The organism is Stenotrophomonas sp. S4, assembly GCF_054187805.2.
This window is the reverse complement of sequence record NZ_CM196188.1, coordinates 4200312-4220748: the sequence shown is the minus strand read 5'-3', so window position 1 is coordinate 4220748 and position 20437 is coordinate 4200312. Positions and strand designations below refer to the sequence as shown.

Sequence of the window (20437 nt, the reverse complement as noted above, 5' to 3'; positions counted from 1 at the left end):
AGCACCTTATGTCTACTGCAACCTCCACGCCGCGCTTCAGCAAGGAAGTCGGCGCCACCGGTCTGCTCGCCCTGCCGCTCGTGCTGGGTCATGTGTCCACCGGTCTGATCTCCTTCGTCGACAACGTGATTGCCGGCCACCACGCCACGGCCACGCTGGCCGCCGTCACCATCGGTACGGCGCTGCTGTGGCTGCCGATGCTGATTCCGATCGGCACCCTGATCTCGCTCACCGCCTCGGTGTCGCAGCTGCATGGCGCCGGCCGCGAGCGCGAGATCGGCCCGCTGTTCCGCCAGGCACTGTGGCTGGCGCTGGGGCTGGGGCTGATCATGTTCACCTTCCTCACCGTGGTGCCACCGCTGCTGCCGGCATTCGGCATTGCGCCGGACATCGTGCCGGGGGCCACCGCGTTCCTGCATGCGGTGCGCTGGGGCGGACCTGCGCTGACCCTGTATTTCTGCATGCGCTATCTCAGCGAGGGCATGCACTGGACGCTGCCGACCATGCTGCTCGGCTTCGGTGGCCTGCTGGTGCTGGCACCGATGGGCTATGTGCTGGCCAACGGCAAGCTCGGCTTCCCGGAAATGGGCGCCGAAGGCCTGGGCATCGCCTCGGCGGTGATGATGTGGCTGCAGGCGATCGCCTTCGCCACCTACCTGTGGTTCACCAAGCGCTTCGCCCACCTGCAGCTGTTCTCGCACTTCGAAGGACCGCGCTGGAAGGCGATCTGGGAGCTGCTGCGCACCGGCCTGCCGATCGGCATCACCGTGCTGATGGAAGGCGGCCTGTTCATCGTCACCGCGCTGCTGATCGGCCGCCTCGGTGCCAATGAAGCGGCCGCGCACCAGATCGCGATCAATGTCGCCCAGCTGTGCTTCATGATCCCGATGGGCGTGGCCGAGGCCACCACCGTCCGCGTCGGCCATGCGGTCGGCCGTGGTGACGGCTTCGGCGTGCGGCGCGCGGCCTGGGCCGGCTACGCGATCATCATGGGCACGCAGACGTTGTCGGCGGCGGTGCTGCTGTTCGGCCACGATGCCATCGTCGGTGTGTACACCAACGACCTGGCGGTGGCCGGGCTGGCCTCGACCCTGCTGCTGTACGCGGCCACCTTCCAGTTCCCGGACGGCATCCAGGTGTTGTCGGCCGGCGCGCTGCGTGGCCTGAAGGACACCCGCGTGCCGATGTTCATCGCCATGTTCGCGTACTGGGGCCTGGGCATGCCGCTCGGCGCCGGGCTCGGCCTGGGGCTGGGCATGGGCCCGCAGGGCATGTGGATCGGCCTGATCGTCGGCCTGACCGCCGCTGCCATCCTGATGGGCTGGCGCCTGCGCCGCAGCAGCCTGCGCATCGGCCAGTCGATGTTGTCCTGATCGTCCTGCCCGCCCTGCCGACCCATGGCGGGCGATCCCCTGACTTGTGTCCGATGCCGCATCACGCGGCACCGGCTATGCTGGTACCACGGCAAGAAGCCATCCGGAGCGTTCCATGAATCAACCCGTGCCCCCGCTGCCCCCGGCGCGTCGCAATCCCGTCGCCAGCTTCTTCATCGGGCTGTGGGACGTCATGAACTTCACCCGCCGGTTGATCCTCAACCTGGTGTTCTTCGGCCTGCTGTTCCTGCTGCTGGTGATGTTCGTCATCGCTGCCGGCATGGGCGCCGGTGCCAGCAAGTCGCTACAGGACCGCACGACGCTCGTGATCGCGCCGGAAGGCCGCCTGGTCGAGCAGTTCAGTGCCGATCCGGTCAGCCGCGCGCTGGCCAAGGCGGTGGGTGACAACGGTGCCGAAGAGATCCAGCTGCGCGACCTGCTGCGGGTGATCGAGTCGGCCAAGGAAGACAAGAAGATCGAACGCGTGGTGCTGGAGCTGGACAAGCTGCAGCCGTCCGGCTTCGCCTCGCTGCGTGAAGTGGCCGCCGCACTGCAGGACCTGCGCGCCTCCGGCAAGCAGCTGGTGGCCTACAGCGAGAGCATGGGCCAGTCGCAGTACCTGCTGGCCGCGCAGGCCGACGAGGTGTACCTGGACCCGATGGGTTCGGTCGTGCTCGAAGGCCTGGGCCGCTACCGCCAGTACTTCCGCACCGGCCTGCAGGACAAGCTGGGCGTGGACGTGCACCTGTTCAAGGTGGGCGAGTACAAGTCCGCGGCCGAGCCGTACGTGCTCGATGCTGCGTCGCCGGCCTCCAAGGAAGCCGACCTGTTCTGGATGAACGATGTGTGGCAGCGCTACCTGGGCGACATCGCCAAGGCCCGCCGCCTGGATCCGGCACAGCTGGCCGCCGGCATCGACACGCTGCCGGAAGGCATCGCTGCCGCCGGTGGCGACCTGGCCAAGTTCGCCCTGCAGCAGAAGCTGGTGACCGCGCTGAAGACCCGCGAGGAATTCGAGGATCTGATGATCGAGCGCGGCGTGGCCGACGAGGATGCCGATGGCGGTTTCCGCAACGTCGACTTCGGCCGCTACCTGGCCCTGCTCGACGCGCGCCGCAACCCGGTGGACTCGCGTCCGCAGGTGGCCGTGGTGGTGGCCGCCGGCGAAATCAGTGGCGGTGACCTGCCGGCCGGTCGCATCGGTGGCGAGTCGACCTCGGCGCTGCTGCGCGCCGCGCGCGACGACGACAACGTGAAGTCGGTGGTGCTGCGCGTGGATTCGCCGGGCGGTGAAGTGTTCGCCTCCGAGCAGATCCGCCGCGAAGTGGTGGCGCTGCAGGCCGCCGGCAAGCCGGTGGTGGTGTCGATGGGTGACCTGGCCGCCTCCGGTGGCTACTGGATCAGCATGAATGCCGATCGCATCTATGCCGATCCGTCGACCATCACCGGTTCGATCGGCATCTTCGGCATGGTGCCGAACTTCAGCCGCGCGCTGGACAAGATCGGCGTGCACACCGACGGCGTCGGCACCACCCGTTTTGCCGGTGCCTTCGACGTCACCCGCCCGATGGACCCGGCCGTGGGCCAGGTCATCCAGACGGTGATCAACAAGGGCTACGCCGACTTCACCGGTCGCGTCGCCGACGCCCGCAAGAAGCCGGTCGAGGCCGTGGACGAGGTGGCCCGCGGCCGCGTGTGGAGCGGTGCACAGGCCAAGGAACGCGGCCTGGTCGATGCCTTCGGTGGCCTGAAGGATGCGGTGGCCGATGCGGCCAGCCGCGCCAAGCTGGGCAAGGCCGATGCCTATCGCGTGCGCTACATCGAGAAGGCAGCCACGCCGTTCGCGCAGTTCGTCAGCGGTTTCGCCGGCAGTCGCGCCGGTGCCTGGATGCTGTCCGATTCGGGCATGGCGCGGATGATGCTGGCGCGCACGATGCCGGAAGTGGATACGCAGCTGCGCTTCGTCGAGAACGCGGCCCGCGAGAAGGGCAATGGCGCACCGGTGAAGGCGCTGGCGTACTGCTTCTGCGGGTTCTGACCGGCAACGGTATCGAATGAAAACGCCCGGCTCAGGCCGGGCGTTTTCGTTCATGGGGCCGGATCCCTTTGCAGCGCAAAGGGCTCTGACCCCACCGGTCATTGCGTCGCGTCGGCCTCGGCCTTGCGCTCACGCGCGGCGGCATCATCGACGGTTTTCTGCACGTCCTTGGCGCGGTCCAGCGGTTCGTTGATCGCACGCGACATCGCTCGTGGCACCGGTGGCTTCTCCGGGTTCGGCGTCGGCGGACGCTGGCAGGCCGCCAGCAGCAGGCTGGCCAGCAGCGACGTGGACAGGATCAGGATGCGCATGGCAGCTCTCCGCGGTGGGCGTATGGGCAAGTGTCGCATCCCCGGCCGAGCGCCGCCGTGAGCGCGTATCCTTGCGGCATTGAAATGCAGTGGGCACGGCCCCGGAGGACACATGACCCAGCAACGGTGGCGCCTGGACGGCCAGACGGCCCTGATCACCGGCGCCAGCGCCGGCATCGGCCTGGCCATCGCGCATGAACTGGCGGGGCTCGGCGCCGATCTGATGATCGTCGGCCGCGATATCGACATGCTGGAGACCGCGCGCGACGAACTGCTGGATGTGTATCCGCAGCACCAGGTGCATGCGCTGGCCGCCGACGTCTCCGATGACGAGGACCGCCGCCAGATCCTGGACTGGGTGGAAGACCACAGTGATGGCCTGCACATCCTGGTCAACAATGCCGGTGGCAACGTCACCAAGGCGGCCACGGAGTATTCCGAGGACGAGTGGCGCAAGATCTTCGAGACCAACCTGTTCTCGGCCTTCGAGCTGTCGCGCTACGCGCATCCGCTGCTGGCCCGGCACGCGTCGTCGTCGATCGTCAATGTCGGCAGCGTGTCCGGGCTGACCCACGTACGCAGTGGTGTGGTCTACGGCATGACCAAGGCCGCGATGCACCAGATGACCCGCAACCTGGCCGTCGAGTGGGCCGAGGATGGCATCCGGGTCAACGCGGTGGCGCCCTGGTACATCCGCACGCGGCGCACGTCCGGTCCATTGTCGGACCCGGACTACTACGAAGAAGTGATCAACCGCACGCCGATGCGCCGCATCGGCGAGCCGGAGGAAGTGGCCGCGGCCGTGGGCTTCCTGTGCCTGCCGGCGGCCAGCTATGTCACCGGCGAATGCATCGCAGTGGATGGCGGTTTCCTGCGTTACGGCTTCTGATCATGCGGTGGTAGTGCCGGCCGCTGGCCGGCAACCACAGGATCTTCAGATGATTGCAGTTGCCGGCCAGCGGCCGGCACTACCGGTGGCTGTCACCCCGGTACCGGGCAGTTGCTGGCCTCCAGCACGCCCTGCAGCCGTTCGCGTTCCCCACGGGCGTTGTCGCGGTTTTCCGGCGAGGCGAACCGTTCACGGCCGCGCGCGTCGCGGAAGCGTTGCTGCCAGCTGCTGCAGCGCTGCGCCTCCGGCAGTTCCTCGCAGCGGTCGCGCACCACTTCGCAGCCGGCGGCGTTGACCGGGGTGGCGCCGCCCAGACCCTGCACGGTCATCAGTTCGCAGCGGCCGGGAGCAGCTTCGTATTCGTGCAGATAGCCCCCGCCCTGGCTGTCGGTGCACTGGAAGATCGGTGGCAGCGGCGGTTTCGGCGGCGCATTGCTGTCCGGCGCGGCATCGGCCTGGCGTGGCAGCGATGCACTGTCGAGTATCAGATCGCCGCCTTCGCGTTCGACCATGCCGGCTTCCATGATCGTGCGTCCTTCGCCGGGGCGGCGGGGGCTGGGCGCCGAAGCGGGCGATGTACCCGCCGTCGCCGGTTCGGGTGGCGGCGGCACCGGGGCTGGTGTGGCCGGCGCAGGTGGCGCACTGGTGGCCGCCGGAATCCGCACCACCTGCTGCTTGCTGCCGGCAGGGCAGGGCGTACGTTGCAGGGTGGGCACATCGCTGCTGCTGGAAGTACAGCGGTAGATCACCCCGTCGTCGGCCACTGCGTTGCCGGCGAACAGGCCCATGGCCAGCCAGATCAGGTTCTTCATGTGCACAGCGTACATGCCACGGCAGGCGCTGCGCTCAGCGTTCGCAGTCCCGCGACAGTCGTGCGTCGATGCCACGCTGTTCGTTGCTGATGGCAGTGCGCTCGCTCTGCAGCGCACTGTTGTAGCGACGATCGAGTTCCCAGCGGCGGTCACGCAGGCGCGCACAGACTTCCTGCGGCGGCAGGGCATGACAGCTGTCGCGGACCAGCACGCTGCCGGCCGGGACCTGCACACCGACACCCACCGCGGGCGGCCGGTAGCCGGTTCCTTCACCGATGGGGGTGCCGACCGGCGTGCCGAAGGCCGGGCGTGGGCCGGGATGGACCGGGCCGTGGTGCCCGTGCGGAAGCCAGACGCTGGTCCACAACGGTACCCAGCGCGGATTGCCCTCGTTGTTGTCGCTGGTGTAGCGACGACCGTCGTCGCTCACGCACTCGTACAACGGCTGCGGCGGCTGGATGTAGACGTGACGGACCTCGCGATCACGCATCACCGGCGCCTCATCCGGCGGCGCGGCTGTCGCGTCGCTGCGCACCACCCGTGGTGCCGGGTCGCGCGGGCGCTGCAGGTCACGCACTTCCTGCCGACCACTGCTGCATGGCTTGTCCTGCAGGGCCACGGCGCCGTTGCTGGCGACACAGCGGTACACGCGCACGTCCTCGGCGGCCGGTGCGGTCCATGGCAGCAACAGGCACAGGCCCAGGGCGGTGCGCAGCAGGTTCATGGCGGCAGGGTGCGCGATTGTACGCGGCAGTGCAATCGTCGGTTCAGGAGCGCAGCACGTTGCCGCTGAGCGCGTCGCGGATCGGGGTTGGCTGGGCCAGGCCGCCGGTCTCGCCATCAAGGATGCCATCGAGCAGGCGCAACAGGCGCGGATCCAGCTCGGCACGGCTGCGTGCCGGTGGTTCACCGGCCAGGTTGGCGCTGGTGGAGACCAGGGGGCCACCCCAGGCGCGGCACAGGGCGGCGACCAGTGGGTGGGCGCTGATGCGTACGGCGATGCCGCTGTGTTCACCGGTGACCCACGGTTGGGCGCGCGGACCGGCCGGCAGGATCCAGGTGTTGGCGCCCGGCCAGCTGGCCAGAACCGCACGCTGGCGGGCGTCGGGCAGCGCCTGCAGGCGCACCCAGCCCTCCAGCTGCGACAGTTCGGCGGCGACCAGGATCATGCCCTTCTCGATCGGGCGCTGCTTCAGCCGCAGCACCATGTGCACCGCCGCCTCATGCGACGGATCGCAGCCCAGGCCCCAGACCGCTTCGGTCGGATAGGCGATCACGCCGCCGGCGCGGAGCGTGGCGACAGCAGAGTCCAGGGTGAGTTCTTTCATGGCGGCGACCGGCCCGACGTGGGCCTTCATTATCCCCCTGCCGCGTGCAGAAGGGGTGGTGGGTGCGGACGGTAGGTGCGGACCGTAGGTGCGGACCGTTGGTCCGCACACCTTGACCCTCATCCACGCATGGCGTGGATCTACTTCTTGGCAGCGGCCTTCTTCGCCGGGGCCTTCTTTGCGGCCGCCTTCTTTACTGCTTTCTTGGCCGGGGCCTTCTTGGCAGGCGCTTTCTTTGCGGCGGCCTTCTTCGGCGCGGCTTCCTTCTTCACCGCCGCCTTCTTGGCCGGTGCCTTCTTCGCAGCGGCCTTCTTGGCGCCGAAGCCCTTGCGCACCGGCTTGCCGGTTTCTTCCATCAGCTGCTGCACTTCGGCCAGGGTCAGCGAGGCCGGCTCACGATCCTTGGGGATCTTGCCGTTCATCCTGCCGTCGCTGATGTACGGGCCGAAGCGGCCGTTCAGCACCTGGATGTCGCTGCCCTCGAACTCCTTGATGATCCGGTTGCGCGCGATCTCTTCCTTCTCTTCGATCAGGAACACGGCGCGGGCCAGGTCGATGGTGTACGGGTTGTCTTCCTTCTTCAGCGAGGCATAGGTGCTGCCGCGCTTGGCGAACGGGCCGAAGCGGCCGATGCCGACGCTGACCGGCTCGCCGTTGTCCTCGCCCAGCGCGCGTGGCATCAGGAACAGTTCCAGCGCGTCTTCCAGCGAGATGGTGTGCATCGACTGGCCGGGGCGCAGCGAGGCGAACTTCGGCTTCTCCTCGGCGTCCTCGGCGGTGCTGCCGATGGCGGCGTAAGGCCCGAAGCGGCCCAGCCGCACGCTGACCGGCTTGCCGGTCTTCGGGTCGGTGCCGAGCTCGCGCGCGCCACTGGCCTCGGCACGGTCCACCGATTCCTTCTTGTCTTCCACCAGCTCCTTGAACGGCTCCCAGAAGCGGGCCATCAGCGGGATCCACTCTTCTTCGCCACGCGAGACGGCGTCGAGCTCGTCTTCGAGCTTGGCGGTGAAGTCGTAGTCCACGTACCGGGTGAAGTGGCTGGACAGGAACTTGGACACCGCGCGGCCGACGTCGGACGGACGGAAGCTGCGGCCTTCCATTTCCACGTACTTGCGGAACAGCAGGGTCTGGATGATCGAGGCGTAGGTCGAGGGACGGCCGATGCCGTACTCTTCCAGCGCCTTCACCAGCGCCGCTTCGGTGTAGCGCGGCGGCGGCTGGGTGAAATGCTGCTCGGCCTGGATGCGTTCCAGCGGCACGCGGTCGCCAGGCTTCATCGCCGGCAGCTTGCGGCCTTCGTCTTCGTCTTCGGCGCTCTTGTTGTCCTTGCCTTCCTCGTATACGGCGAGGAAGCCGGGCACCACCACGGTGGTGCCGCTGGCACGGAACACGTGCTCGCTGCCAGCCGACAGGTCGACGCTGACCGTGTTGAGCGTGGCCGGAATCATCTGGCAGGCGACTGCGCGCTTCCAGATCAGTTCGTACAGGCGGCGCTCGTCTTCGGTCAGGAAGCGCGCCACCTGGGCCGGGGTGCGCAGGGCCGAGGTCGGGCGCACCGCTTCGTGCGCTTCCTGGGCGTTCTTCGACTTGGTCTGGTAGGTGTTCGGCTGGTCAGGCAGCGAGGCGATGCCGTAATCACGGGCGATCACGTCGCGGATTTCGGCCAGCGCGTCCTGCGACAGGTTCACCGAGTCGGTACGCATGTACGAGATCAGGCCGACGGTGCCTTCGTCACCGATCGCCACGCCTTCGTACAGCTTCTGCGCCACCTGCATGGTCTTGCGGGTGGTGAAGCCGAGCTTGCGCGAGGCTTCCTGCTGCAGGGTGGAGGTGGTGAACGGCGGTGCCGGGCGGCGCTTGCGCTCCTTGCTGGCCACGTCGGTGACATGCAGCGAGCCCTGCGCGGCCTGCTGGATGCGCAGGCGGGCGGCCTCGGCGGTGTCGCCGTCGGTGATGGTGAACTGTTCGAACTTCTGCCCGTCCAGCTTGATCAGCTTGGCGTTGAAGTGCTGCGACGGGTGTGCGCACTCGGCGGCGATCGACCAGTACTCGCGGGCGATGAAGGCTTCGATCTCTTCCTCGCGCTCGACGATCATGCGCAGCGCCGGGCTCTGCACGCGGCCGGCGGACAGGCCGCGCTGGACCTTGCGCCACAGCACCGGCGACAGGTTGAAGCCGACCAGGTAGTCCAGCGCGCGGCGCGCCTGCTGGGCATCGACCAGGTCGCTGGCGATCGCGCGCGGCTGGCTGATCGCTTCCTTGATGGCGCGCGGGGTGATCTCGGTGAACACCACGCGCTGCATCGGCTTGTCCTTGACCAGCCCGCGTTCCTTCAGGATCTCGGCGATATGCCAGCTGATCGCTTCACCCTCGCGATCCGGGTCGGTTGCCAGCAGGATGTCGTCGGCGCCCTTGGCGGCCTTGGCGATCGCGTCGACATGCTTTTCGTTCTTGTCGATCACGTCGTAGTGCATGGCGAACCCGTTGTCCGGGTCGACCGCGCCTTCCTTCGGAATCAGGTCACGCACATGCCCATACGAGGCCAGGACGGTGTAGTCCTTGCCGAGGTATTTGTTGATCGTCTTGGCCTTGGCCGGCGATTCGACGATGAGCAGGTGCTTGGGCATGGCAGCAGTGTCTGTGGGGCGAGCCGCAGGGGAGGGGCCGCTAGGGTGGAGCAAACGGCCGCATTAGTGAAGCGGCCACGGACAAATCAATACGCTGAACGCCCGGTAGTGTGCCGGGCGTTCAGGTTTCACCTTATTAGAGGAATCACGCCCGGCCAGCCCGTGTCAAGCAGCCAGACGTGAGGATGGCCGTTCATGAGGCCATCTTGGCGATGAAGCCGACCGCGGCCACCAGCAGCACCAGGCCCGCCAGCGACAGCAGGCCGGTCAGCACCAGGATCACGATGGTGACCGTACCCAGCTCATGGCGCTGCAGGTGCGGCTGGTCGGTGTAGGCCCAGCGATCGACCACCAGGGTGTCGCAGATCATGTCGTGCAGGCCCTGCTTGCGCTCGGTGAAGGCGGCCATCAGGAAGCCGATGCCGAGGGTGAAGCTGCTCAGCAGCATGGCCCAGTAGCGACCGAAGGCGCGGCCCTTGGTCAGGCGGTCACCGTTGCTGCGCACGACCTTGATGCCGACCGCCATCTTGCCCAGCGTGGCGCCACCCTGCGAGGAATGGAACCAGGTGTAGTAGGCAACGCCGATGGCCATGTTGATCAGCGCGCTGGCCACCTGCGCGACGATTTCGATGGAGGTCTCGCCACTGCCCACCGCGCCCATGCTGGCGCCAAGCACCACGCCGATGATGGCGCCGATGATGCCGCCCGGAATGGCCAGCACGAAGTAGTCGATCATGTACGCCGCTACGCGCTTCCAGAAGCCGGCATAGACCACCTCGCCGCCGATCACCGGCTGCGGGCCACCGGCACCGGCAGCGGCCGGCGCGCTGTAGGGCGAGCTGCTGAGCGCACCCGTGCCAGGCAGCGGTGCGGTGCCGTTGTCGATGGCGGCGTAGTCGCTGCGCAGGTCGAAGCCGCCACTGGCGGTGGCCGTGCTGGCGTCGGCCAGCGTCTGCAGGCCAAGCTCATCGACCACCTGGCGCAGTGCAGCCCACTGGGCCATGCCTTCGCGCCAGACCAGGGTGTCCAGGTTCAGTTCGCCGCGCTGGAAGCGCTGGCGGATTTCCTGGACCGGCAGCGGGCCCTGGCGTTGCTGTCCTTCGGCGTAGTACCACTCAGTCATTGCATGTTCCCTGTTGGATCGTCCTTGGAGGTGCTGCCGTGCGCGTGGCTCAGCCGCGGCACGACGGCGGCAGGTACTTGTCGTCGCTTTCACCGCTGCATTCCCAGCGGCCGCTGTCGCGATCATATTCCAGCCACAGCAGGTCGCCATCGAGGCTCTTGCCAGGCACGGCCAGCGTTGCTTCGATGCCACAGTGGCCGTTGTTGAAGCGGCCGATGTTCACCGCCGACAGGCCGGCCTGGGTGAAATCACCCGGGGCCGGGAAACCGGCATCGTTGGCACCGGGGCAGCGGCCTTCGTCGTCGGCGAAGTGCTGCACCTGCTGTTTCAGCGGCTGCAGGGCATTGACCGCGGTGGCGACCTTGGCACGCACGGTGTAGTCGTTGTACGCGGGCAGGGCGATCGCCGCGAGGATGGCCACGATCGGCACCAGCACCAGCAGCAGGCCGCCGCCGATGATCGCGGTCAGGGCGCAACCGGAGAGCTTCTTTTTCGGGGGCGGTAGCACCCCGGCCGGGGTCTGCGTGGCATAGGGCGTGGACGGTGGCAGCACCGGTGGCTGCGGCGGAGGCGGCGCCACCGGTTCCGGTTCGGGTTCCGGCTCGGGTTCCACGGCCGGCGCGGCGACGTCCAGTGCCGGCACGATCAGGCCCAGCTCGTCGACGACGCTGCGCAACGGCTGCCATTGCGGCAGGCCGTCGCGCCAGACCAGGGTGTCCAGGGAGATCTGGTTGTTGCGGAACAACTCGACCAACTGTTCCGCCGGCAGCGGGCCTTGCTGCCGGTTGCCTTCTGCGTGGAACCACTCGCTCACGGGGACGCTCCTGAATGCGCTATGCCCCCAAGTGTACGGTCAGTGCAGGGGTTCTGGCTCGTCCATGAACATCTGCGTCTCCATCCAGGCATAGGCCGCTTCGGAGCCGGGCTGGTTGAACAGCACCATCAGCACGACCCACTTCAGGTCGTCCAGGTCCAGTTCGTCCTGGTCCAGGGCCATCGCCCGGTCCAGCACCAGCTCGCGCTGATCGGCGTCGAGGATGCCGTGCTGTTCCAGGTACAGCAGGAAGCCGCGGCATTCCACGTCCAGCTTGTCCAGCTCGGGGCCATGGTAGATGCGCACGGGGCCATCGACCCGCGCCTGGGCCACGCTCGGCCGCTGCGCAGCCAGGGCATCGAGCCAGTCGAACGCCTTGTTGATCTCGGTGGGGCTGAAACCGGCCTGGATCAGGCCGTTCTGGAGCGAATCGCGGTCACGGATCAGGTCCGCATCTTCGCTGAAATAGTGTTCAAACAGGTACAGCAGTACGTCCAGGATGCTCTCTTTCATTGCCCCTCGGCCTGCGTCGCGCGACGCTGTGGAGGTGAAGAAACTAGGGAGTTCGACAGTAGCGGCCGTGTACGCACACCACGATTCCCGCCAGTTCCATGGCCAGCAGCATGGAGGACACCTGTGACGCCGTCAATCCACAGCGCGTGATCAGTGAATCCATACCGCTTGGGTTGTGGTCCAGGGCCCGCCACAAGCACTGGTAGTCAGGGTTGTCGGCCCAGCGCGCCGGCAGGAGCGCCGGCGGTGCCTGTTCAGTGGGGGTGGCCAACCGCGATTGCAAGCCCGGCAGTTGCTGGCGAAGGGCGGGGGCGAGCAGTTCCAGGACCTCCTCGGGACGCTCGACCAGCGCCGCGCCCTCACGGATCAGGCGGTGGCAGCCGGCCGCACGTGGGTTGAGCACCGACCCGGGCAGGGCACAGACCTCGCGGCCCGCCTCGGCGGCCAGGCGCGCGGTGATCAGCGCGCCCGAGCGCTGGGCGGCCTCGACCACCACCGTGGCCAGCGCCAGCCCGGCCACCAGCCGGTTGCGCGCGGGGAAGTGGCCGGGGCGGGCAGCCGTGCCCGGCAGGTACTCGCTGAGCACCACGCCTTCGGCGGCGATCCGCGCCTGCAGCCGGGCGTGGCTGTCCGGATAGGCCCGGTCAGGGCCGGTGCCGATCACCGCCACGGTGCAGCCGCCGGCCTCCAGCGTGGCCTGGTGCGCGGCCGCATCGATGCCTGCGGCCAGGCCACTGGTCACCGCCAGGCCCGCCTCGACGAAGCAGCCGGCAAAACGTGCGGCCAGTGCGCGCCCGCCCGGGGTGGGTGAGCGGCTGCCGACCAGCGCCACCGAGGGGCGCCAGGCCAGGCTGGGGTCGCCGGCCACGAACAGGGCCAGCGGCGGATTGGGTACCTCCAGCAGTGATGGCGGAAAGGCCGGATCGGTGCAGGGCAGCAGGTGATGGTTGTCCTGTTCCAGCCAGCGCCGGGCGGCTGTCCAGGCCCGGGTATCGGGGCGGTCCAGCGCGGCGCACTGCTCCGGCGTGCAACCGTGCGCGCGCCAGGTCGCAGTGCCTTGCGCGATGGCGGCTTCCGCATCGCCCGCGGCCTGCAGCAGGGCCCGTCGGGGCGCCAGTGCGCCTCCCGCCATCAGCAGGCGCAGCAGCGCCTCATATGCATGCGTGGTCATCCCCCACTATCGGCCGCACGCAACAAAGGCGCCCTAGGGCGCCTTCGCGTGTGGCTGTCAGGTTTTGCCGGAGGTGCCTGCCGGTCCGCGGCCGGCACTCCCTGCGGTGGCCGGGGCAGCCCGGCAACCGTTACTTCGCATCCGGGTGCAGCGCGTTGTAGCCCACCCGCACCGGCTTCACGCCCTGCATCACCAGCGCGTAGCTGACGTTGTCGAAGGTGCGGAACACCATCGCATGCGCGGCGTATTCGTCCGGCAGCGAGACCCGGCCCGCGCCGGTGCTGAGCGAGTCGTCCATGCGCGAGGAGGTCGGATACTTCATGCGGTGCGCCACATGGCGGCCCGGGCGCCACAGCGAGAACACGGTGCCGTTGTCCACGCCCTGGGCGCGGCCGGCCGAGATCGCGATCACGTCGCGCGGACCACCGGCGGTGAACATGTCGGTGACGGCCAGCACGCGCACGTCCACGCCCTCGACACCCGCGGCGGGCACGTGGGGCACGAACTGCAGGTCGTACGGCCTGGCTTCGACCGGCACCAGGCGGTCGCCGGCGCGCACTTCGCGGCCGCCGACGTTCTTGTCCAGCACCAGCGTGGAGGCCTCGACCTTGCCGCCGGCGATCTGGGTGATGGTGCCGGTGGCGACCTGGGCCAGCTCGTAGCCGAGCACGCCACGGCGGGCGTTGGGCGCGTTGTAGGCCTTCCACAGGTTGCCGCTGCCCGGGGTGACGTCGCCATTGGCGGTAAGGTCCTCGGTCGGCTTGGGCTGGGCGTAACGCACGGTCGGGCGTACCACGGCCCAGCGCTGGCCCACCTGGGCATCAGCCAGGCGCACGTAGACGGTGTCGCCGCCGGACACGCGCAGGCGGCTGTCCTCCAGGCCGACCACGTAGGGCAGCTGCTTGACGCTGTCGACAACGCTCAGCTGCTTCAGGAACGGCTCGACCTGGGCCAGCGGAATGGCGTCGATCGGGGCCTCCTGGCGCGGACCGGCCTGGGACACGGTCACCCGGTCCAGGTAGGCCAGGCTCAGCACGTCACCTGGATAGATCAGGTGCGGGTTGGCGATCTGCGGATTGGCTTGCCAGATCTCCGGCCACAGCCAAGGCTTCTGCAGGAAACGTGCGGCGATATCCCACAACGTATCCCCTTTTCGGACCACATAGGTGTCCGGGTGCCCGCCATTCACTTCCACGGCGGTAGCATAGGCAGCCACGGTCAGCATCGCCGCGGCGACGACCGTACGAAAACGAAGCAACATAGGTGTGAAGCCCTGATTCCCCAACAGGTCCGCGCACTATAGTCCAGAAACCGGGGCGCAAGGCAAGCGTTGGAGCTAGAATCTGCGACGTATGCCGGCGTGCCGGCCCCCTATCCGGAAACAGCCATGGCCCTTCTCCCCATTCTCGAGTTCCCCGATCCGCGCCTGCGTACCAAGGCTGCGTTGATCGAAGCCGCCGAAGTCACCACGCCGGCCTTCCAGGAACTGATCGACAACATGTTCCTGACCATGTACGACGCCCCGGGCATCGGCCTGGCCGCCACCCAGGTGGACGTGCACAAGCGCTTCATGGTCATCGATGTCAGCGAAGAGAAGAATGAACCGCATGTGTTCATCAACCCGGAAATCGTCGCCAAGGACGGGGGGCGGGTGTACCAGGAGGGCTGCCTGTCGGTCCCGGGCATCTTCGCCGACGTGACCCGCGCCGATACCATCACCGTGAAGTACCTGGACCGCAACGGCCAGGAGCAGCAGCTGGAGGCCGGCGAAGTGCTGGCCACCTGCATCCAGCACGAGATGGACCACCTGGACGGCAAGCTGTTCATCGACTATCTGTCGCCGCTCAAGCGCGAGATGGTCCGCAAGAAGCTGGCCAAGCAGCGCAAGCACGTGGCGTGATCGCCAATCCGGGCCGCCCTTCGGGTGGCCCGTGCCTGCGCGACGCGCGCGGGCTGTACGGCGCCGGCCGACGGCGCCGTTTTCTTTCCTGCACGAATCCATCCTGCAAGTGGGGTAGCCATGAGGATTGTCTTTGCCGGTACGCCGGAATTCGCGGTGTCGTCGCTGCGCGCTGCGGCGCGCCACCATGAGGTCGTGGCCGTCTATACCCAGCCTGATCGCCCGGCCGGCCGCGGCCGTGGCCTGGCGCCGTCGCCGGTCAAGCTCGAGGCCGTGGCCCGTGGCATTCCGGTCTACCAGCCCGAATCGCTGAAGGATGAGGCTGCCCAGCAGCAGCTGCGCGACCTGCAGCCGGACCTGATGGTGGTGGTGGCCTACGGTCTGATCCTGCCCAAGGCGGTACTGGCGATCCCGACCCACGGCTGCTGGAACGTGCATGCCTCGCTGCTGCCGCGCTGGCGCGGTGCCGCGCCGATCCAGCGCGCGATCCAGGCCGGTGATGCAAAGACCGGCGTGTGCCTGATGCAGATGGAAGCCGGCCTGGATACCGGCCCGGTGCTGCTGCACCAGGAGCTGCCGATCGCGGCCACCGATACCGGCGGCCAGCTGCATGACAAGCTGGCCGAACTGGGCGCACAGGTGCTGTCCGACGGCCTGGGCCTGCTGCGTGCCGGCATCAAGCCGATCGCGCGGCCGCAGCCCGAGCAGGGCGTGACCTACGCGCACAAGCTGGACAAGGCCGAAGCCCGCCTGGACTGGGCGCAGGACGCCGATGCACTGGCGCGCACCGTGCGTGCCTTCAATCCGTGGCCGATCGCCGAGGCCACGCTGGCCGGCGAGCGCGTGCGCATCCACGGCGCGGTCGCCCTTGACCTGGCCCATGGCCAGGCGCCGGGGACGGTGCTGGCGGCCAGCCGCGATGGCATCGACATCGCCTGCGGCCAGGGCGCGCTGCGCCTGCGCACGCTGCAGCGCGAAGGCGGCAAGGCGATCACCGCCGCCGACTACCTCAATGCCCGCCGCGACCTGCACGTGGGGGCATAAGCGGTGTCGAAGCAGAATGATTTCTCCGTCGCCAAGGCGGCGCCGGGCGCGGCCACCCGCATGCTGGCCGCACGCGTGCTGGCGCAGGTGTTCACCCGTGGCCGCTCGCTGAAGGCGGAACTGGCCTGGGCGCTGCCCAAGCTGGCCGACAGCCGCGATCGTGCGCTGCTGGAAGCGCTGTGCTTTGCAGTCCTGCGCCGTCGTAGTACCTATGACGCGGCCTTGCAGTCGTGGATGCAGAAGCCGCTGTCGGCACGCGACGCCGACCTGCGCACCCTGTTGATGGTGGGCTTCGCCCAGCTGGACGTGCTGGAACTGCCGGCGCATGCGGCGCTGTCGGCCACGGTCGACGCCGCCCGCGCGCTGGGCCGTGAGCGCCAGGCCGGCCTGGTCAACGCGATCCTGCGCCGCGCGCAGCGTGAGGGATTCCCGGAACAGCCGGCGCGCGATGCCTTCCCGGAGTGGCTGGCCGATGCCGTCGAGCGCGACTGGCCGGCCCAGGCCGAGGCGATCTTCGCCGCCAGCCTGCAGCCGGCGCCGTTGTGGCTGCGGGCCAACCGCCAACAGGGGGGGCGTGACAAGGCGCTGGCCACGCTGGCCGAGGCCGGCATTGCCGCCGAAGCCAGCCCGCTCAGCGCCGACGCGCTGCGCCTGGCGGCGCCGATCGCGGTGAACCAGCTGCCGGGGTTCGCCGACGGTGCGCTGTCGGTGCAGGACCTGTCGGCGCAATGTGCGGCGGACGCGCTGGCACCGGCGTCCGGCGCCCGCGTGCTGGACGCCTGCGCGGCACCGGGTGGCAAGTCGGCGCACCTGCTGGAACGTGACCCGAGCCTGCGCCTGCTGGCGCTGGATATCGATGCGCGCCGCCTGGCGCGTGCCCGCGATACCTACACCCGCACCGGTGTGGGTGACGGGGCGCAGACCCGGGTGGCCGATGCCAGCGACCCCGGTGCCTGGTGGGATGGCACCCCGTTCGACGCCATCCTGCTGGATGCGCCGTGTTCGGCCACCGGCGTGATCCGCCGCCAGCCGGACGTGATGTTCCACCGCCGCGCCGAGGATATCGATGCGCTGGTCGGCGTGCAGGCCCGCCTGCTGGAGGCCTGCTGGTCGATGCTGCGCCCGGGCGGCGTGCTTTTGTACGCCACCTGTTCGATCCTGCGCGCCGAGAACGTCGATCAGGTGCGGGCCTTCCTGAAGTGGCATCCGGACGCGGTGGCACAGCCTCTGGATGACACATTCGGCCTGGACTGCGAGGGGATCGCGCGCCAGCGACTGCCGGGTGACAGCGATGCTGACGGTTTCTTTTACGCGCGTCTGCTAAAAACAGCCTGACCCCCGCTGACGTTCCGAGTCCCATGCTGAAATCCCGCGCGTCGCGCGAGACGTGGTTGTTCGTGGTGATGGCCCTGCTGGTGCTGGGGGCCGGGCTGGGCCTTCGTGATCCGTGGCCGTCGGACGAACCGCGCTTCGCGCTGGTGGCCAAGCAGATGTTCGACAGCGGCCATTGGCTGTTCCCGCACCGCGGGACCGAGCTGTACTCGGACAAGCCGCCGATGCTGATGTGGTGGCAGGCCACGCTGTACAGCCTGATCGGGCAGTGGCGCGTGGCCTTCCTGCTGCCCTCGCTGCTGGCGGCACTGGGCACGCTGTGGTGCGTGGTCGACCTGGGGCGGCGGCTGTGGACGCGGCGGGTGGGACTGTATGCCGGCTGGGCGCTGCTGTTCGCGCTGCAGTTCACCTTCCAGGCGAAGAAGGCGCAGATCGATCCACTGCTGCTGCTGTTCATCACCCTGGCCAACTACGGCCTGCTGCGTCACCTGCTGCTGGGGCCCGCCTGGCGCTGGTGGTGGCTGGGCTGGTTCTTCGCCGGCATCGGCGTGATCACCAAGGGCGTGGGCATGCTGGCGCTGCTGATGATCGTACCCGCGGCAATCGCCGCGGCACTGCAGTGGCCACGGGTGGGCCTGCACGCGCGCGATGCGCGCTTCTGGCTGGCGCCGCTGGCCTTCCTGCTGGCGGTGTCGTTGTGGCTGGCGCCGATGCTGCTGGCCGGCTTTGCCACCGGCTCGGACGAGTACCGCGCCTACATGGACGACATCCTGTTCCAGCAGACGGCGCAGCGCTACACCCATTCCTGGGACCACCACCAGCCCGCCTGGTACTTCCTGGCGACGATGCCGCTGATGTGGATCCCGGCGTTCCTGGCCCTGCCCTGGGCGATTCCGGCCTGGCGCCGCCGGCTGCAACGCCGCGACCCGCGCTATCTGCTGCCGCTGGCCTGGTGGCTGATGGTGGTGCTGTTCTTCTCGATTCCCGCCGGCAAGCGCGACGTCTACATCCTGCCGGCGCTGCCGATGTTCTGCCTGGTGCTGGCACCGCTGTTGCCGGGGTTGCTGAAGCGGCGCGATGTGCAGGCCGTGGTGGGGCTGTTCACCGGCCTGCTGTCACTGGGCCTGGCGGTGGCCGGCGCGATGGCGGTGCTGGGTGACCCGGCCTTCGAGCTGCGCCTGACCCACAGCCGCGGGCTGGCCCCCGGGGCCGTCGACGCGCTGGCGTGGACGATCCTGGCGATGGGCCTGTGGGGCGGATTGAGTCTGCTGGCCTGCGGCCGTCGCCGACAGCTTGCGCTGGTGTCGACCCTGGCGATGGTCTGGGTGCTGTACAGCCTGGTCGGCTACCCGCTGCTGAACGATTCCAGTTCCGCCCGTGGCCTGATGCGCACGGTCGGTACCCGTCTGGGCCCCGATGCCGAGCTGGGGCTGGTGGCCTGGAAGGAGCAGCACCTGCTGCTGGCCGACCGACCCGCGGCGACCTTCGGTTTCGAGACTGACTGGGACGAGCAGCTGGTGGCGGCCACGCGCTGGCAGCGGCTGGTTCCCGGACGTCGTTGGCTGCTGGTCCACGAGTACGCGATGCTGTCGTGCGTCGACCGCAACCGCTCTGAACTGGCCGGCGTGGCCAACCGGCGGCGCTGGTGGCTGGTGCCGGCGGCGGCGGTGACGGTGCCCTGCGTGGTCACTGCCGAGGAGCGGGAACGTGAACGGCGTTTGCAGGAACATGACTAGCCAGCACGATTTCCGCTTGTCCAGTCTGCCCAAGCGGGCCCAAAGGCAGTAAAACAGCAGGCTGGGACGGCCCCCGTTGGTCCTTCCCGTTCTTCCAGCAGATTGCAGCGATACTTCCCGACGTGCCAGCTTCACCGGACAACCTGAACTTCATGGCCGGCGACCCGCTGGGCGTTCCCGTCGGTGGGCGCCAGGGGGTTGCACACGGGCTGGCCCAGCTGGGCCTGTTCTGCCTGCCGGCACTGGTGCTGACCGTGCCGATCAACCTGTTGCCGTACGGTCTCCTGCTGCTGCTCAGCACCCTGCTGGCGCCGGAGCTGCTGTGGCGCGCGCGCGGCATGGCCGGCCAGCCAGTGAAGGTACTGGCCTGGCTGATGCTGGCGGTGCTGGCGCTCGGCGTACTGTCGGTGGTGCTGTTCGAACAGGGCCTGCGTGACGTCGACAACCGTTCGCGGTTCGTGGTGATCCCATGGATCGCGCTGTGGGTCTGCGCGCTGCGTCCCAACCTGCGGTGGCTCTGGTACGGATCATTGACCGGCCTGCTCGCCACCTTTGCGATGTCGCTGTGGCAGGTGCTGGGCGGCGCCCCGCGCGCGGAGCTGTTCACCAACGCCATCGTGCTGGCCGACATCGTGATGGTGTTGATGGTGCTGCTGGTGTTCTGCCGCCCATCGCGGCGCTGGTCGCTGGTGATCCTCGGCATGGCCGCCGGCTGCGGCACCATCGTGCTGACCGGCAGCCGCGGTGTGTTCGCCGCCTTGCTGGCGCTGCTGGTGGTGCTGGCGCTGAGCCTGCGCTGGCGCACCGGTGCGGCGCGCCTGTCGGTGCTGGCCGGCATGCTGGCGATCGGTGCGACGCTGCTGCTGTCGGTACCGGAGCTGCGCCACCAGGTCCGCCTGAGCGAGCTGCACAGCGACGTGCAGCGGATGGAGCTGGGCGACAGTGATTCTTCCGCCGGCGCCCGCGTCGAGCGCCTGCAGGTGGCCTGGCAGACCTTCCTCGATCATCCGCTGGTGGGTGTTGGCATCGGTCATTTCGACAGTGCGATGCAGCGCGTGCCGGTCTGCCGGGAGAACCCGGCAGAATTGCGCTGCCACCTGGGGCATGCACACAACGACGTGGCCGAATGGGCGGCGACCCAGGGCGTACCGGGCCTGCTGCTGTTGCTGGCGGTGTATGGCATCCCGCTGTGGTTGTTCGTGCGCCTGCATCGCCGCAGTGGACGGGCGACCTTCCGGGGGCCGGCCGCAGCCGGCGTCATGCTGGTGATCACCTACGCGCTGTGCGGGCTGACCCAGTCGATGTTCGCGCACCAGATGACGGCCAGTTTCTACGTGACCCTGGTCGGCCTGCTGACCGGCCTGTCGATCGTCGAAGGCACGCGCCACCGGGCGATCACCGGGTCGTGATGCCGCGTCGCGCCGGG

18 protein-coding genes are annotated in these 20437 nt (G+C 68.6%); 8 read left to right on the top strand and 10 right to left on the bottom strand.

Going from position 1 to position 20437, the window contains the following annotated elements; genetic code table 11:
* The first annotated feature begins 8 nt into the window (after nt 1–8).
* Both ACUZUJ_RS19625 and sppA read left to right on the top strand, forming a co-directional pair.
* Entirely contained in the window at nt 9–1373 is a 1365-nt protein-coding gene (locus ACUZUJ_RS19625; protein WP_014038646.1) for an MATE family efflux transporter, read from the top strand.
* 115 nt (nt 1374–1488) lie between these two features.
* Nucleotides 1489–3411, top strand: coding sequence for a signal peptide peptidase SppA (gene sppA / locus ACUZUJ_RS19620; RefSeq protein WP_032958263.1), 1923 nt, complete (start codon nt 1489–1491; stop codon nt 3409–3411).
* A gap of 98 nt (nt 3412–3509) precedes the next feature.
* Here sppA and ACUZUJ_RS19615 read toward each other — a convergent pair whose 3' ends face one another.
* Nucleotides 3510–3722: a hypothetical protein gene (locus tag ACUZUJ_RS19615; RefSeq protein ID WP_014038644.1), complete on the bottom strand. Its 213-nt coding sequence runs from the start codon at nt 3720–3722 to the stop codon at nt 3510–3512.
* Between the two features lie 112 nt (nt 3723–3834).
* Here ACUZUJ_RS19615 and ACUZUJ_RS19610 point away from each other — a divergent pair, with 112 nt between their 5' ends.
* Nucleotides 3835–4611: an SDR family oxidoreductase gene (locus ACUZUJ_RS19610; RefSeq protein WP_014038643.1), complete on the top strand. Its 777-nt coding sequence runs from the start codon at nt 3835–3837 to the stop codon at nt 4609–4611.
* A gap of 92 nt (nt 4612–4703) precedes the next feature.
* On the opposite strand, the gene ACUZUJ_RS19605 is transcribed toward ACUZUJ_RS19610, so the two are convergent.
* From ACUZUJ_RS19605 to ACUZUJ_RS19565, 9 genes are all read right to left on the bottom strand, one after another.
* Nucleotides 4704–5423 carry a hypothetical protein gene (locus ACUZUJ_RS19605; protein ID WP_049443325.1) on the bottom strand — a complete coding sequence of 240 codons (720 nt, stop codon included), beginning with the start codon at nt 5421–5423 and terminating at the stop codon, nt 4704–4706.
* 34 nt (nt 5424–5457) lie between these two features.
* Nucleotides 5458–6147, bottom strand: a complete 690-nt coding sequence (locus ACUZUJ_RS19600) for a hypothetical protein (protein ID WP_049443278.1) — start codon at nt 6145–6147, stop codon at nt 5458–5460.
* Nucleotides 6148–6190: 43 nt separating this feature from the next.
* Complete coding sequence (gene tsaC, locus ACUZUJ_RS19595; RefSeq protein WP_080347457.1) at nt 6191–6781, bottom strand: L-threonylcarbamoyladenylate synthase type 1 TsaC; 591 nt, start codon at nt 6779–6781, stop codon at nt 6191–6193.
* A gap of 110 nt (nt 6782–6891) precedes the next feature.
* A complete protein-coding gene (locus ACUZUJ_RS19590; RefSeq protein ID WP_510468056.1) occupies nt 6892–9378 on the bottom strand; it encodes a DNA topoisomerase I in 2487 nt (828 codons plus the stop codon).
* A 193-nt stretch (nt 9379–9571) separates the two neighbouring features.
* Nucleotides 9572–10501 (bottom strand): RDD family protein, encoded by a 930-nt coding sequence (locus tag ACUZUJ_RS19585; RefSeq protein ID WP_014038638.1) that lies wholly within the window; start codon nt 10499–10501, stop codon nt 9572–9574.
* 49 nt (nt 10502–10550) lie between these two features.
* The gene (locus tag ACUZUJ_RS19580) at nt 10551–11315 is read right to left on the bottom strand and encodes a pilin (protein WP_119006817.1); all 765 of its coding nucleotides are present in this window, start codon (nt 11313–11315) and stop codon (nt 10551–10553) included.
* Between the two features lie 39 nt (nt 11316–11354).
* On the bottom strand, nt 11355–11828 hold the full coding sequence (locus ACUZUJ_RS19575; RefSeq protein WP_005419622.1) for a DUF494 family protein: 474 nt from the start codon (nt 11826–11828) through the stop codon (nt 11355–11357).
* 43 nt (nt 11829–11871) lie between these two features.
* Nucleotides 11872–12999: a DNA-processing protein DprA gene (gene dprA / locus ACUZUJ_RS19570; RefSeq protein ID WP_510468055.1), complete on the bottom strand. Its 1128-nt coding sequence runs from the start codon at nt 12997–12999 to the stop codon at nt 11872–11874.
* 130 nt (nt 13000–13129) lie between these two features.
* Nucleotides 13130–14260 (bottom strand): LysM peptidoglycan-binding domain-containing protein, encoded by a 1131-nt coding sequence (locus tag ACUZUJ_RS19565; RefSeq protein ID WP_014038635.1) that lies wholly within the window; start codon nt 14258–14260, stop codon nt 13130–13132.
* 126 nt (nt 14261–14386) lie between these two features.
* On the opposite strand from ACUZUJ_RS19565, the gene def reads away from it, so the two are divergent.
* The 5 genes from def (at nt 14387) to ACUZUJ_RS19540 (ending at nt 20420) form a co-directional block, all read left to right on the top strand.
* On the top strand, nt 14387–14899 hold the full coding sequence (gene def, locus ACUZUJ_RS19560; protein ID WP_008267110.1) for a peptide deformylase: 513 nt from the start codon (nt 14387–14389) through the stop codon (nt 14897–14899).
* A 120-nt stretch (nt 14900–15019) separates the two neighbouring features.
* On the top strand, nt 15020–15943 hold the full coding sequence (gene fmt, locus ACUZUJ_RS19555) for a methionyl-tRNA formyltransferase (RefSeq protein WP_075676082.1): 924 nt from the start codon (nt 15020–15022) through the stop codon (nt 15941–15943).
* A gap of 3 nt (nt 15944–15946) precedes the next feature.
* Nucleotides 15947–17278, top strand: a complete 1332-nt coding sequence (gene rsmB / locus ACUZUJ_RS19550) for a 16S rRNA (cytosine(967)-C(5))-methyltransferase RsmB (protein WP_049443285.1) — start codon at nt 15947–15949, stop codon at nt 17276–17278.
* Between the two features lie 23 nt (nt 17279–17301).
* Nucleotides 17302–19011, top strand: a complete 1710-nt coding sequence (locus tag ACUZUJ_RS19545) for an ArnT family glycosyltransferase (RefSeq protein WP_049443286.1) — start codon at nt 17302–17304, stop codon at nt 19009–19011.
* Nucleotides 19012–19163: 152 nt separating this feature from the next.
* The gene (locus tag ACUZUJ_RS19540; RefSeq protein ID WP_101766143.1) at nt 19164–20420 is read left to right on the top strand and encodes an O-antigen ligase family protein; all 1257 of its coding nucleotides are present in this window, start codon (nt 19164–19166) and stop codon (nt 20418–20420) included.
* Nucleotides 20421–20437: the final 17 nt, after the last annotated feature.